This is a genomic window from Luteimonas terrae, from assembly GCF_004358165.1.
Lineage (GTDB): Bacteria > Pseudomonadota > Gammaproteobacteria > Xanthomonadales > Xanthomonadaceae > Luteimonas > Luteimonas terrae.
The window spans coordinates 856,989-870,719 of record NZ_SMTG01000002.1 but is presented as its reverse complement, the minus strand read 5'-3'; the positions used below and the strand labels follow the sequence as shown (position 1 = coordinate 870,719).

Here is a 13,731-nt window from a genome sequence, read left to right as displayed (position 1 = left end):
CGGCCGGCCCCGTATGCCATCTGGAGATCGACCTTGAAGAAGACCCTGCTGTCCGCAGCCACGGCGCTCGCGCTGACGATGGCGGCCTCGTCCGCCGCCGCCCACGATCACGACCACGCCTGCCTCGACGAGGCCTGCAGCCTGCAGTCGCTGTTCCAGACCGACGCATCGGCCAATGCCGGCGGCGCCGAGGCGACCGTCGCCGCCAAGCGCATGGGTACATGGGGCATCGACACCGCCGGCATGGACACCAGCGTGCGTCCGGGCGAGGACTTCTTCCGCTACGTCAGTGGCACCTGGGCCAAGAACACGCAGATCCCGTCGGACAAGTCGAGCTACGGCGCGTTCCTCGTGCTGCGCGACCTTTCGGAAGCACGCGTGCGCCAGCTCGTCGAAGGCTACCAGACCGGTGACACCGCCAATCCGGACCGCGCCAAGGTCGCCACGCTCTACACCGGTTTCATGGACGAGGCCGCGATCGAAGCGCTGGGCGCCAAGCCGCTCGCGCCCAAGCTCGACGCGATCCGCGCCGCGACCGACAAGGACGCGCTGGCCACGCTGATGGGCAAGAGCCAGGGCGACTTCGGCCGCAGCTTCTTCGGTCTGGGCGTGTCCGACGACCAGCGCGATCCCGACCGCTACACGCTGTACATGAGCCAGTCCGGTCTGGGCCTGGGCGATCGCGAGATGTACCTGCGCGAGAACTTCGCGCCGCAGCGCGAGCGCTACCAGGCCTACATCGCGCAGATGCTCGAGCTGGGCGGCTGGGACAACCCGCAGCAGAACGCCGAGGCCATCCTCGCGCTGGAGACCAAGATCGCCGAGGCGCACTGGACCCGCGCCGAGAGCCGCGACCGCGACAAGACCTACAACCCCGTCGAGCTGTCGGCATTCGCGACCACCGCGCCGGGCTTCCCGTGGGCGACGTACTTCGCCGCTGCTGGTCTGCCGCAGGCACCGCGCGCGGTCGTGCGCCAGAGCACCGCGATTCCCAAGCTCGCCGCGATCTACGACGAGGCCGACGTCGGCACGCTGCAGGCCTGGCAGGCCTTCCACACCATCGACAACGCGGCGACGCTGCTGTCGAAGGATTTCAGCGATGCGCGCTTCGAATTCCGCAACAAGTTCCTGTCCGGCCAGCCGGAACAGCAGGAGCGTTGGAAGCGCGGCGTCGCGTTCGCCGAAGGCACGATGGGCGAGGCGATCGGCCGCGACTACGTCGAGCTGTATTTCCCGGCCGATTCGAAGGCCAAGATGGACGAGCTGGTCGCCAACGTGAAGGTGGCGATGGGCGCGCGTCTGGACCAGCTCGACTGGATGGGCGCGCAGACCAAGGCCGAAGCGCGGAAGAAGCTCGAAGGCTTCGGTCTGAAGATCGGCCATCCGGACACGTGGCGCGACTACACCGCCTATGACGTCAGGGCCGGCGACGTGTTCGGCAACGCCGAGCGCGCGATGGCCTTCGAATGGGATTACCGCCTTGCGCGCCTGGGCAAGGAGGTCGACAAGGGCGAGTGGGGCATGACCCCGCAGACCGTCAACGCCTACTACAACTCGGTCAAGAACGAGATCGTGTTCCCGGCGGCGATCCTGCAGCCGCCGTTCTTCGATCCCGAGGCCGATCCGGCGGTCAACTACGGCGCCATCGGCGGCGTGATCGGCCACGAGATCATCCATGGTTTCGACGACCAGGGCCGCAAGTCCGATGGCGAAGGCGTGCTGCGCGACTGGTGGACTGCCGACGACGCGGCGAAGTTCGAAGCCCAGGCCGCCAAGCTCGGCGCCCAGTACGAGGCCTACGAGTTCCCGCAGCTGCCGGGCATGCACATCAACGGCAAGGTTGCGATGGGCGAGAACATCGGCGACCTCGGCGGCATCACGATCGCGCTCGAGGCCTATCGTCGTTCGCTCGACGGCAAGCCGGCGCCGGAGCTGGACGGCTTCAGCGGCGAGCAGCGTCTGTTCATGGGCTGGGCGCAGGTCTGGCGCACCCTGTGGCGCGACGACGCGCTGCGTCAGCAGCTCGTCAACGGCACGCACTCGCCCGGTCACATCCGTGCGTTCGCGCCGCTGCGCAACGTCGACGCGTGGTACGACGCGTTCGACGTGACCGAGCAGGACGCGCTGTACATCGCGCCGGAGGATCGCGTCCGGATCTGGTGATCCAGACGCGGCATCGCGCTACGAAAAAGGCCGGGATGTCCCGGCCTTTTTTCTGCGTCCCCGTTTCGCGGCGCGGTCCTCAGCCCGGCGTGTAGTAGGTCGGCGCGCCCGGCCCGACCGGCAGGCCCAGTCCGAACACCCACACGAAAAACAAAAGCGTCCAGCCGACGAAGAACACGATCGAGTAGGGCAGCATCATCGCGATCAGCGTGCCTACGCCGATGTCGCGCTGGTAGCGCGCGGCGAAGGCCATGATCAGACCGAAGTAGCTCATCATCGGCGTGATGATGTTGGTCACCGAATCGCCGATCCGGTACGCGGCCTGGATGACCTCGGGGCTGTAGCCGACCAGCATCAGCATCGGCACGAAGATCGGCGCGGTCACCGCCCACTGCGCCGAGGCCGAACCCAGCGACAGGTTGATGATCGCGCAGATCACGATGAAGGGCAGGAACACCAGCGGGCCGGTCAGGCCGATCGTCTGCAGCAGGTTCGAGCCCAGCACCGCCATCACCTGGCCGAGCTGGCTCCAGTTGAAGAACGCCACGAACTGCGCGGCGAAGAACACCAGCACGATGTACAGGCCCATCGTCGACATCGACTTCGCCATCGCGTCGATGACGTCGCGATCGCTGCGCATCGTGCCCATCAGCCGTCCGTAGACGATGCCCGGCACCGCGAAGAACACCGCGACGAGCACGACGATGCCGGTGAGGAACGGCCGCAGGCTGCCGAGCGTGTCGTCGATGCCGGGCAGGCGCAGCGCGCCGCCTGCCGGCAGGACCAGTACCGCGATCATGGCGCTGACCAGCAACGCCGCCAGGCCGGCCCAGCGCAGGGCGCGTTTTTCCCGCGGATCCAGCGGCGCCATGCTCACCGGCTCGGCGTCGGGATCGAGTTGCGTCGGGTCGTAAGGACCGAGCTTGGGCTCGACGATGCGCGCGGTGACCCACCAGCCCAGGCCCGTCACGACGAAGGTGCTGACGAACATGAAGTACCAGTTCACCGCCGCGTGCACTTCGTAATCCGGATCGATCAGCCGCGCCGCTTCCTGGGTGATGCCGGCCAGCAGCGGATCGACGGTGCCGATCAGCAGGTTCGCGCTGTAGCCACCGGACACGCCGGCGAATGCGGCGGCCAGCCCGGCCAGCGGATTTCGGCCCAGCGCATGGAAGATCGCCGCCGCCAGTGGAATCACCACCACATAGCCCATTTCCGACGCGGTATTGGACATCACCGCGGCGAACACGATGACCACGGTCACCAGATTCTTCGGCGCGCCCAGCACCAGCTGTTTGATCGCCGCCGTCAGCAGCCCCGAACGTTCGGCGATGCCGACGCCGAGCATCGCGACCAGCACCGTGCCCAGCGGTACGAAGCCGGTGAAGTTGGTGACCAGTCCGGTAACGATGCGCCGCAGTCCCTCGGCATCGAGCAGGCTGATCACCCGGATGATGCCGTCCTCGGCGCGCCCGCTGGTGCCGGCGGGGCGCGGATCGGGCACCGACACGCCGAAGTGGGCGAGCACACCCGACAGCAGCACGATCAGCAGCGCCAGCAATGCGAACAGCGTGACCGGATGCGGCAGCAGGTTGCCGAGCCACTCGACGACGTTGAGCAGACGCGTGATCGCGCTGCGCGGAGGCGGGGATGCGGGGCCTGTCGCCTGCGGTCGGGTCATCGGATCTGCCGGTGCAAGTGGCCCGGCAGTCTAGCAATCCGCGCGGGACGTCTCCCGATCAGCCCGCAGTGCGGGCCTCCGCGATGTACGCATCCACCTCGCGTTCCAGCAGTTCGAGCGGGACCACGCCGGTCAGCAGCACGCGGTTGTGGAAAGCGCGCGGGTCGAAGCGGTCACCCAGTGCATCGCGGGCCTTGTCGCGCAGACGCACGATTTCCAGCTGGCCGATCATGTACGACGTGGCCTGTCCCGGCATGACGACGTATCGGTCGACCTCGGAGGCGGGAATGCCGTAGTCGATCGCCTGCTGGCGCGTCCAGCGCATCGCGTGCAGGCCGGTGTCGGCGACGAGGCGGCGGGCGCGGAACAGTTCGGCATCCAGCTGGCCAAGCCGGCCTTCCGGATCGCCCTCGTACCAGCCTTCCTCGGCCGCGAGACGTTCGGCGTACAGCGCCCAGCCTTCGCTGAAGGCCGAGATGCCGCCGAGCGCGCGGGTCTGGCGGAACTTGGGCAGCGCGGTGTTCTCGACCGACAGCGCGACCTGGAAATGATGGCCGGGCACGGTCTCGTGATAGACCAGCGTGCGCAGGCCGAAGCGGGTCAGGCGGTCGGTGCGCAGCGGCATCTGGTAGACGCCCGGACGCGAGCCGTCGAGCGGTGGCGCGGTATAGCTGGCCGCGGCACTGTCCCAGCGGTACTCCGGGTAGGGCTGGGCGATCACCGCCGAGCGCGGACGGATGTCGAACAGCGCATCGCTGCGACGTTCGGCATCGCGCATCATCGTATCGATGTCGGCCATGATCGCGGCGCGGCCGGCGTCGTCATCCGGATACGCGAGGTCGGCACGCAACTGCTTCAGACGCGCTTCCACGCTGCCGTCGGTCCGGCCGATCGACCGCAGGATGGCGTCCATCTCGGTTTCGATGCGTGCGACTTCGCGCAGGCCGATCGCATGGATCTCCTCGGCACTCAGCGCGGTGGACGTGAAACGCCGCAGCTGGAACGCGTAGGCCTCCGCGCCGTCGGGAAAACGCCACAGGCCGGCATCGTCGGTCGTGCGCGGCAACTGGCGTTCGAGCTCGGCGATCGCCCGCGACCACGCAGGGTAGACACCGGTTTCGACGACCTGCGTCGCGCGCGCGACGAGCGCGGCACGCGTGGACGCATCGATCGCGTCGACGGTCTGCAGGCGGGTATCGAACGTGGCCACCAGCGGATTGCGCGCAGGCGCGTCGGCGATGAAGCGTCGCATCTGCGCGATCGTCGCTTCGACGATGAAGCGCGGCGGCAGCACATCGCGCGCGGCGAGCTCGGCGGCGCGCGCCGTGGACTCGTTCATGCGCGCCTCGAACTGCGCCAGGCGTGCGAGATAGCTGTCGGCGTCGGTCGCCGTGCGCAGCGGATGCACGACCGTCATCAGGTTCGGTAGACCGACGTTGGCGCCGCTGAACTGCTGCAGGGGAAAGCTGTAGTCGTCGAAGCGGTCGCCTTCGACGAGGCTGCGCAGCTGCCACGCCATGAGTTCCGCGGACACCCGGTCGGTGTCGCCCATCGAGGCACGGTCGAGCGCGGAGAGCTCGTCGAGCCCGCGCTGCGCGAGCGCGATGGTCTCTGCGCGAAACGCCTGCGTCTGCGGCGTCAGTTCGCGATCCATGCGCGCCTGCTCGGCGTCGCCGAAGTAGCGGCTCGCGGTCGATGCCGACGGCTGACGCCGCATCCACGTATCGGTGAAGCGTTCGAAGAAGATCGAGGCCTGTGTCTGCCCGGACGCCGGCTGCGCATTCGACACGTGGTCCGTGCGCGGCGTGGAACTGCAGGCGCCGATCAGGCAGGCGCCGGCGATGGCCAGCGCGAGGGAGGCGGAACGGAAACGGGTGCGCATCGGAACTCCATGTCGACGGGACCCCGCGATTCTACGCAGGGTCCACACGTCGCTCCGATGCGCGGCCCGATCAGCCGTGCACGCGGAAGCGCGTCGCGTCGTCGATGAAGGTCTTCTCGCCGAAGCCGCCTTCGTGCGAGCCGAACGGCATCTGTGCGCGCAGCGTCCATGTCGAAGGGATGTCCCATTCGGCGGCGACGGCGGCGTCGGGCAGCGGGTTGTAATGCTGCAGGCTGGCGCCGATGTCCGCCTCGGCCAGTGCGGTCCACACCGCGTACTGCGCCATGCCTGTCGAATGCTCCGACCAGATCGGGAAGTTGTCGGCGTACAGCGGGAACTGTTCCTGCAGCGCCTTGACCGGCGCGCTGTCCTCGTAGAACAGCACGGTGCCGGCGCCGGCGGCGAAGCCGTCGAGCTTGGCCTTGGTATCGGAGAACGCATCGGCCGGCACGATCCTGCGCAGCGCGTCCTCGACGAAGCCCCAGAACTTCAGGCTCTCGTCGCCGAACAGGATCACCGCGCGCGAGCTCTGCGAATTGAACGAGGACGGTGCCTGACGCACGGCCTCCTGGATCAGCGCGGTGGTCTCGGCCTGCGACAGCGGAAGATTGCGGCCGAGGGCGTACTGGGAGCGGCGGCGGGTGGCGGCCGCGATGAAGGCATTGGTCATGGCTGGGACTCGTGGTGGGCGGTTCGATGCCGCAGGTGCGGCCCGCCCACAGTCTGGAGTGGCGCCATGGATAGAACGACCCGACGAATCGGGAAGGATCGTTGCATTCCGATCAACAAATCTTGCATGGTGTTCAGGTTTGAGATGCTGATGAAGCGTCCCGGTGCATCAGATACAGCCGCAGATCGAACTCGAGCTGGTGGTAGTCCGGCGCCATGTGCGTGCACAGGTTGTAGAACGCGCGGTTGTGCTCGCTTTCCTTCAGATGCGCCAGTTCGTGCACGACGCTGGTTTCGAGGAACGCCGCCGGCGCGTCGCGGAAGACGCTGGCGATGCGGATCTCGCGACTGGCTTTCAGGCGGCCGCCCTGCACGCGCGAGACTGTGGTGTGGGTGCCCAGCGCGTGCCTGAGCACCTGCAGCTTGCCGTCGTAGATCGCCTTGTGCAGCGGCGTCGACTGGCGCAGGTGACGGTCCTTCAGCGCCTGCACGTACGCGTATAGCTGGCGGTCGTTGCGCACGCCGTGCGCGTCGGGATAGCGGCGCGCGAGATAGTCGCCGAGCCGGCCCGCGTTGCGGAGTTCGCGGGCGCGCATCTGGACATCGACCGGGTAGCCGGCAAGGTAGGGCAGTGGATCCATCGCGGCACGATACCGGCCGAGCGATGCCCATGCAGCCGGTATCATCGGCGTCCGAACACCGTGGGCGATGTACGCATGCGCAATCCGTTGCAGGAACAGCTGTTGAAGGCCGGCCTGGTCAAGAAGAGCAAGGTGGCCGAGGTCGCGCGCGAGCAGGCGAAAGCGCGTCATGGCAAGCAGCCGGTTGCGCCCACCGAATCGCAGCGCGAGGCCGAGCGTGCCCGGCAGGACAAGGCCGATCGTGACCGCGCGCTCGCCCAGGCGCGCAATGCGGAAGCCCGCGCGCGCGAACTGCGGGCGCAGGCGCGTCAGATGATCGTCGACGGACAGATCAAGGCCAGCGGCGAGCGGTCCTACCGGTTCAATGTCGACGGCGGCATCCGCACGCTGTCGGTTGACGATGCGCAGGCCAGGCAGCTGGCTTCCGGCGCGCTGGTCATCGCGCGTCTCGACGCGGGGTTCGTGCTGTTGACGCGCGCGCATCTGGTCAAGGTCCGCGAGCGCGATCCCGACGCGATCGTGCTCGACCACGGCAATGCCGCGCAGGACAAGGACGACGACGGCTACGACGATCCCAGGTACGCCGTGCCGGACGATCTGGTCTGGTAACGCGAAAACGGGCCGGCCCGCAGGCCGACCCGCCGAATCACCGCGGCGTTGTCGTCAGTGACGACGTGCGCCCCGGGTTCAAACGCTTGACCGGGATCGCTCAGCGGTAGACGCGATCGCACTGCGTTTCGACGATGCGATCGCCGTTCGCTTCCTGGCGGTTGCCCTGCACATTGCGGCCGATCGCGCCGCCGGCCACTGCGCCACCCACGGTCGCGAGCTTGCGGCCATTGCCGCTGCCGATCTGGTTACCCACCAGGCCGCCGATGATCGCGCCGGCCGCGGTACCGCCGACGCGGTTCGGGTCGGACGTATTGCGACGCACTTCGACGTCTTTGCACACCACGCGGCTGCCGTCGTCGAAACGGCGACCTTCATCGCGCGGGCCGTACTGCTGCGCGTGGACGAGGCTCGTGCCGGCCAGCGACAGCAGACCGACGGCGGCGAGGGTGCGGATGGACTTCATGGAAATGCTCCCTGTGGAGGACAGGGTTCGATGCTTGCAGCCGGCTTTCGAATCGCGGGTGAAAAGCGCCGTGCGTGCGGTCGGTGATTCAGCACCCGGCGCGCAGCGTGACGCCCATGTCGAGATCAGGCGTACTGCATTTTCCGGGTCATGCCGCCGTCCACCACGATGTTCTGTCCGGTGATGAAGCCCGCCGCGTCCGACAGCAGATGGACCGCGATCGCACCGATGTCGTTCGGCACGCCCGCGCGCCCGACCGGATGCTGGCTGTGGTCACGCTTCGACAGCTTCGGCGTGCGGCGCGCCGAAGGCTTGCGCCAGTCGTCGGTGACGATCCAGCCGGGGCTGATCGCATTGACGCGCACACGCGGACCTTCGCTGATCGCGAGCGCGTGGGTAAACCCGTCGATGCCGCCCTTCGCCGACGCGTAGGCCTCGGTATGCGGTTCGGACTGCAGCACGCGGCTGGAGGCGATGTTGACGATGGCGCCGCGGCTTTCGCGCAGGGCGGGCAGGGCATGCTTGCTGCACAGGAACGTGCCGGTCAGGTGACCGTCGATGAAGCGGCGCCAGTCGGCGAGCGACAGCTGCGGAAGATCATCGACCACCGGATCGGCGGGGCCGGCGTTGTTGACCAGGCCGTCGATCCGCCCGAAGGCACGATGCGCCTTCGACACGAAGCCGCGGACCGACGCTTCGCGCGCGACGTCAAGCAGAAAGAAACGGGCGCGTGCGCCGACATCCCACTCCTGGAGACAGGCCAGACCGGCCTCGCGGTCCAGATCGCCGATGACCACGCGACCGCCGGCACCGAGCACGGCCTGGGCGATGCCGCGGCCGATACCCTGCGCGCCGCCGGTGACCAGCACCACGCGGTCGAGCAGCGGTGTCGCATCGTGGCGGACGATCGGCGGGGTCAGCGACATGCGGGCGGCTCCGGACAGGCGGACCCGCAGTATTCCGCTGCGCGGATCGCGGCGACGTCGTCGCGCGTCCGCGCGCAGGTGTCAGCCGGCGCGACGCTTCTTCGGCGCGGGCACGGGCGTCGCGGGTGCGGCTGGCGGCACGTCGATCTTCGTCAGGGTGCGCGTGTTGCCGAGCACTTCGATCTTGCCACCCGACTTGCGGAACGTGGCCAGATCGTCGGCGATGCGGTCGCTGGTCAGCGACGCGCCACGTTCGTTGGGCTTGCGTCCGCCTGCGAACAGATGGCGGGTGTCGGATTGCGGGGTGGGGCTTTTCGGTGTGGACACATCTGGACTCCGTCAGTACATCACCAGCGGGATGCCGCGACTGCCACGCGCGAGGTAATCGGCGTGGATCTCGCGGCAGTAGGGGCCGTCCATCGCGAATCGGCGACAGACGTCCGGGCGGCTCTCGTAGATCGAACAGCACATGCGTGCCGGATCGGTGGCCACGCACCAGCCTTCCTCGTCGCGCGCCATCACTTCCATGCCGGCCTCGTTGATCGCGACGAAGCGTGCGGGCACGTCGTCACCGGCCTGCAGCACAACCGTCAGACGGCAGCACACGGCATCGCAGCGGGTGCAATCGCAGCGGATGTCGCTCATCGCGTCCCGGGCCGGCACGGCGCACGCCGGCGACCGGTCGCGTCTGCGACGACGCTGCAGCTGACAATGGCGAAACGACGGGGCATGGCGCTTCCGTGGGGAGCGGCCCGGAGGGGCGATCACGCATGAGGGGAAGCGAGGCGGGCGACGGCGGTCGCGCGGAGCGCACGGAGCGGGCGAAACCCGCACGGCCAGCATAGCACCCGTGCGGCGCCGGGCCGGCCGCGGCGCCGTTGCGGTTCAGCTGCGCAGGTTGGTGTAGCTGGCGTTGCCGAGGCCGGTTCCGATCGTCAGCACGCCCCAGCGCGGCACGCGGGTCATGCGCGGGCGTTCGCTCAGACCCTGCACGATGGCGTCGTTGTGCAGCAGCACGCGCGGCGCGCGCCCGCCGATGCGGTCCAGATGTCGGCCCAAGGCCGTCGCCAGCGCGAATCGCGCGTCGGTCCAGTCGCCCGGCAGGTTCTGCGCGCCATGCAGGATGCGGCCGTCGCCATCGATCTCGCCCGGACAGGCGATCCCGATGAACGGCGCCAGCCCCAGACCCAGCGTGCGTGCATGTGCGATCAGCCCGTTGAGCATCGCCGCCATGCGCATGACCGCTTCTTCGCGGTCCGGCGTGTCGTTGGCGTGGCGCCACTGGCTGCGTTCGAGCACCTGCGCGCGACTGCCGTCGGGCCGCTCGTCGAGACGGGGCGCGACGATGCCGCAGCGGATATTGGTGCCGCCGATGTCGACCGCGAGAAAGGCCTTGTGCCGATGCGTCGCCGCGGGCGCCAGCGGCACCCAGCCGAGCAGGCCGGCATCGTCGCCATCGTGGCGCAGCAGCGACAGGTCGACGCCGGCGCGATGCAGTTTGAGCAAGCGGTTTGCACGACGGACCGACAGCGCGCCGACGCGACTGCCCGGAAAGCCGCCACCGATGACGATGCGGCGTACGCCGTGCCAGTCGTCGGTCGAGAGAAACGCGCGGATCACACCTGCCAGCTGGTGCGCATGGTCTTCGACCGCCGCGTGGACCAGATGCGCCGCATCGGCATCGCCCCCGACCAGCACCAGGTCGATCTCGCGCTTGTCGATCCCATCGGTCGGCACGCGGCCGAAGGGGTCGCGACTGCCGGTGAAATGGCGGCGGCGACGCGCATCGAGATAGCGCCGGAATGCGGTCTGGCTGGCGCGATCGCCGAGAAAGCCGTCGCCGTCGGGGTCGCGCAGCGCCAGATTGCAGCTGTCGATGCGCAGGCCCGGCAGGCGGGTCGCGGCGTGTCGGGTGCGAAGATCGCGCGGCATGGCGGTGTGTTCGACGGGTCCGGCTGAATCCTCGCCAATTCCCACGCTGGGCGACGTGACGGCTCCGGTAGCATGGCGGCCCCTCATCGTCGTGCCGCGCGGATGTCCGCATCTCCCGATCGCAGCGTCGCCATCCGTCGCGCCACCGCCGTCGCGGCCGCGTCGCTCGCGCTGTTTCTGATGGCGTGCATTGCGTTGCATCTGTTGCGTCCGGACCTCGATCCGGTCGACAGCCAGATGAGCCTGTACCTGATCGGCGCATGGGGGCCACTGCTGCAGAGCGCCTATGTCGCGCTCGGCATCGGCATGGTCGCGCTGGGGTGGGGGCTGCGTCTGGCACACGCACCGGCCGCGCGCAGTGCCGCAGCGCTGCTGTTGTTCGCGCTTGCCGGTACGTCGTTGTCGATCACCGCGTATGCCTGGATGGACCTGCCCGGCGTCAACCGCTCGATGGAAGGCCTGATCCATGGCGTGTCGGCGCAGGGCGCGTTCCTGTTCGCGACCACGGGCATGGCGGTGCAGGCGCTGAACTTCCTGCGCGATCCCCGTTGGCGCCGCGCGGCGCGCTGGGCCCTGCCGTGGGCGTTGCTGTGTTTCGCATCGGTCTGGGTGCTCGCGCTCTGGCGCGATGCGCCGCGCGGACTCGCGCAGAAGACGGTGATCGTGCTGATTCTCGGCTGGATGGTCTGCACCCTGCGGGCCTTGTGGATGCGTGCCCGCTGAGTCTTCGCTTCACACATCGCGCACCGGACGCGGCAGAGACTCCCGGCCACTGGCGATGCGCGTTGCGTCGCCGCGCAAGGAGTCGACAACATGATTAAGTGGGCCATCATCTTCGCCGTCATCGGTCTGGTCGCCGGTGCCCTGGGCTTCAGCGGCATCGCCGGTGGTGCGATGGGCATCGCCAAGTTCCTGTTCTGGGCCGCGGTCATCATTGCCGTGGTGCTGTTCGTGCTGGGTCTGACGGTCGCCAAGAAAGTCACCAGTTAGTCCTCACCCGCATCGACGCGTTTCGAACCGCCCGCTTGTCGGGCGGTTTTCGTTTGCGGACGTGGCGATCGCGTGGAAACAATGTTGACGAGTCCGGCGGTAGGCTGGGCGCACGATCATTCTGGAGCGCACCGTGGAGCAGACCGTCCATCCGTTTTCCGAACTCTTCGCGCAGCTGGGCCTGCCGAACGATGAAGCCTCGATTCGCGCCTTCATCGCCCGGCACGCGCCGCTGCCCGACGACATGCGTCTGGAAGAGGCGCCGTTCTGGAACGACGCGCAGGCACAGCTACTGCGCGAAGAGCGGCTCGAGGACGCGGACTGGATCGTCGTGATCGACCAGCTCAACGTCGCGTTGCACGCGCATCCGGCGCCATGAGCGTCTGGCTGCGCGCCCTGGCGGCGGCGTCCCTGCTCGCTGCCGGCGCGGTCGGCGCGCAGCCGACATCTGCTGGACAACCCGCCGGCACCTTCGCATTCGTCGATGTCGACGTGCTGCCGATGGATCGCGACGTCCGCCTGGCGTCGCAGACCGTCGTCGTGCGCGATGGACGTATCGTCGCGATCGGCGCGCAGGACGAGGTCGAGGTGCCAGCCGACGCGACGATGATCGCGGGCACCGGCAAGGTGCTGATGCCCGGGCTCGCCGAGTTCCATGGCCACGTGCCCGGCGGGGACGATCCGGCCTATGTCGCCGACACGCTGGCGCTGTATCTCGCCAATGGCGTGACCCTCGTGCGCAACATGTCGGGCGATGCCACGCATCCCGAACTTCGCGCGCGCATCGAGCGTGGCGAGACCGATGGCCCGACGCTGGTCGTGGCCAGCCCGTGGCTGCGGGGCGAAAGCGCCGCAGCCGTCACGGCCGAAGTGTGGGCGCATCATGCGGCTGGCTTCGATCTGCTCAAGCTGGGCAGTATTCCGGCCGATACCTGGCCGGCCATGGTCGCCGCCGCCAATGCAGCGGCCTTGCCCTTCGCCGGCCACATTCCCGAAGGCGTGCCGCTGGAAACGGCGCTCGGTGCGAAGCAGGCATCGATCGACCATCTCGACCGCTATGTGGAGTTTCTGGTGCCGCCCGGCACCGACACGCAGGGACGCGAGGCCGGCTGGTTCGGCAGCGGTTGGGTGCAATGGACCGATCGCGGCCGCATCGACGATGCCGTTAAGCGCACGCGCGCAGCCGGGACCTGGAACGTGCCGACGCTGTCGCTGGTCGAGCACATGGCCTCATCCGAGGCGCCCGAAGCGATGCTGCAGTGGCCGGAGATGCGCTACATGCCGGCCGCCGAGCGCGAGCGCTGGCGCCGCGCCAAGCACGAGTACGCGACGCGCGAGACCTTCCAGCCCGATGCCGCGCAGGCGCTCGTGCAGTTGCGCCGCGACCTGCTCAAGGCGCTGCACGACGGCGGCGCGCCGGTCGTACTGGGGTCCGATGCGCCGCAGTTCTTCAACGTGCCCGGCTTCTCGATCCATCGCGAGATGGCGATGATGCAGGCCGCCGGTCTGACGCCCTACGAAGTGCTGGTCACCGGCACGCGCAATGCGGCGCAGGCACTCGGGACGCCGGAAGCATTCGGTACGGTCGAAGTCGGACGTCGCGCCGACCTGGTGCTGCTGGCCGGCGATCCGCGCGAGGATCTGACGCACGCGCGCACCCCGCTCGGCGTCATGGCACGCGGTCGGTGGTGGCCGCGCGAGGCGCTCGACGCGCGGCTCGCGGACATCGCCGAACGCCACGCGAAGTGAACCGGCGCCCGCCGCGCATCGGG

General features: G+C 68.6%; 15 protein-coding genes. 6 read left to right on the top strand and 9 right to left on the bottom strand.

Annotated elements, in window-relative coordinates; all coding sequences use genetic code 11:
• The first annotated feature begins 33 nt into the window (after positions 1-33).
• Positions 34-2,163, top strand: a complete 2,130-nt coding sequence (locus E2F49_RS04285) for a M13 family metallopeptidase (RefSeq protein ID WP_243713423.1) — start codon at positions 34-36, stop codon at positions 2,161-2,163.
• 79 nt (positions 2,164-2,242) lie between these two features.
• Here the strand turns inward: E2F49_RS04285 and E2F49_RS04280 are convergent, their stop codons facing one another.
• The 4 genes from E2F49_RS04280 to E2F49_RS04265 form a co-directional block, all read right to left on the bottom strand.
• On the bottom strand, positions 2,243-3,844 hold the full coding sequence (locus tag E2F49_RS04280; RefSeq protein ID WP_133392748.1) for an AbgT family transporter: 1,602 nt from the start codon (positions 3,842-3,844) through the stop codon (positions 2,243-2,245).
• Between the two features lie 58 nt (positions 3,845-3,902).
• Positions 3,903-5,726 (bottom strand): DUF885 domain-containing protein, encoded by a 1,824-nt coding sequence (locus E2F49_RS04275; RefSeq protein ID WP_133392747.1) that lies wholly within the window; start codon positions 5,724-5,726, stop codon positions 3,903-3,905.
• Positions 5,727-5,796: 70 nt separating this feature from the next.
• Entirely contained in the window at positions 5,797-6,396 is a 600-nt protein-coding gene (locus tag E2F49_RS04270) for a nitroreductase family protein (protein WP_055248336.1), read from the bottom strand.
• Positions 6,397-6,529: 133 nt separating this feature from the next.
• On the bottom strand, positions 6,530-7,036 hold the full coding sequence (locus E2F49_RS04265) for a YgjP-like metallopeptidase domain-containing protein (protein WP_133392746.1): 507 nt from the start codon (positions 7,034-7,036) through the stop codon (positions 6,530-6,532).
• Between the two features lie 75 nt (positions 7,037-7,111).
• Here E2F49_RS04265 and E2F49_RS04260 point away from each other — a divergent pair, with 75 nt between their 5' ends.
• Positions 7,112-7,645, top strand: coding sequence for a DUF2058 domain-containing protein (locus tag E2F49_RS04260; protein WP_133392745.1), 534 nt, complete (start codon positions 7,112-7,114; stop codon positions 7,643-7,645).
• Between the two features lie 100 nt (positions 7,646-7,745).
• Here the strand turns inward: E2F49_RS04260 and E2F49_RS04255 are convergent, their stop codons facing one another.
• From E2F49_RS04255 to E2F49_RS04235, 5 genes are all read right to left on the bottom strand, one after another.
• Complete coding sequence (locus E2F49_RS04255; RefSeq protein ID WP_133392744.1) at positions 7,746-8,111, bottom strand: glycine zipper 2TM domain-containing protein; 366 nt, start codon at positions 8,109-8,111, stop codon at positions 7,746-7,748.
• 125 nt (positions 8,112-8,236) lie between these two features.
• Complete coding sequence (locus tag E2F49_RS04250; protein WP_133392743.1) at positions 8,237-9,037, bottom strand: SDR family oxidoreductase; 801 nt, start codon at positions 9,035-9,037, stop codon at positions 8,237-8,239.
• An 81-nt stretch (positions 9,038-9,118) separates the two neighbouring features.
• Positions 9,119-9,364 carry a hypothetical protein gene (locus tag E2F49_RS04245; RefSeq protein ID WP_055248327.1) on the bottom strand — a complete coding sequence of 82 codons (246 nt, stop codon included), beginning with the start codon at positions 9,362-9,364 and terminating at the stop codon, positions 9,119-9,121.
• Positions 9,365-9,376: 12 nt separating this feature from the next.
• Positions 9,377-9,682, bottom strand: a complete 306-nt coding sequence (locus E2F49_RS04240; protein WP_133392742.1) for a YkgJ family cysteine cluster protein — start codon at positions 9,680-9,682, stop codon at positions 9,377-9,379.
• Positions 9,683-9,922: 240 nt separating this feature from the next.
• Positions 9,923-10,969: an ROK family protein gene (locus tag E2F49_RS04235; RefSeq protein ID WP_133392741.1), complete on the bottom strand. Its 1,047-nt coding sequence runs from the start codon at positions 10,967-10,969 to the stop codon at positions 9,923-9,925.
• A 102-nt stretch (positions 10,970-11,071) separates the two neighbouring features.
• On the opposite strand from E2F49_RS04235, the gene E2F49_RS04230 reads away from it, so the two are divergent.
• The 4 genes from E2F49_RS04230 (at position 11,072) to E2F49_RS04215 (ending at position 13,708) form a co-directional block, all read left to right on the top strand.
• On the top strand, positions 11,072-11,692 hold the full coding sequence (locus tag E2F49_RS04230; RefSeq protein ID WP_165971116.1) for a DUF998 domain-containing protein: 621 nt from the start codon (positions 11,072-11,074) through the stop codon (positions 11,690-11,692).
• Between the two features lie 90 nt (positions 11,693-11,782).
• Positions 11,783-11,959 (top strand): DUF1328 domain-containing protein, encoded by a 177-nt coding sequence (locus E2F49_RS04225; protein ID WP_082387449.1) that lies wholly within the window; start codon positions 11,783-11,785, stop codon positions 11,957-11,959.
• A 133-nt stretch (positions 11,960-12,092) separates the two neighbouring features.
• Positions 12,093-12,338, top strand: a complete 246-nt coding sequence (locus E2F49_RS04220; RefSeq protein ID WP_055248319.1) for a DUF2789 domain-containing protein — start codon at positions 12,093-12,095, stop codon at positions 12,336-12,338.
• Entirely contained in the window at positions 12,335-13,708 is a 1,374-nt protein-coding gene (locus tag E2F49_RS04215; RefSeq protein ID WP_133392739.1) for an amidohydrolase family protein, read from the top strand. The genes E2F49_RS04220 and E2F49_RS04215 overlap by 4 nt, the downstream gene beginning before the upstream one ends.
• Positions 13,709-13,731 lie beyond the last annotated feature (23 nt).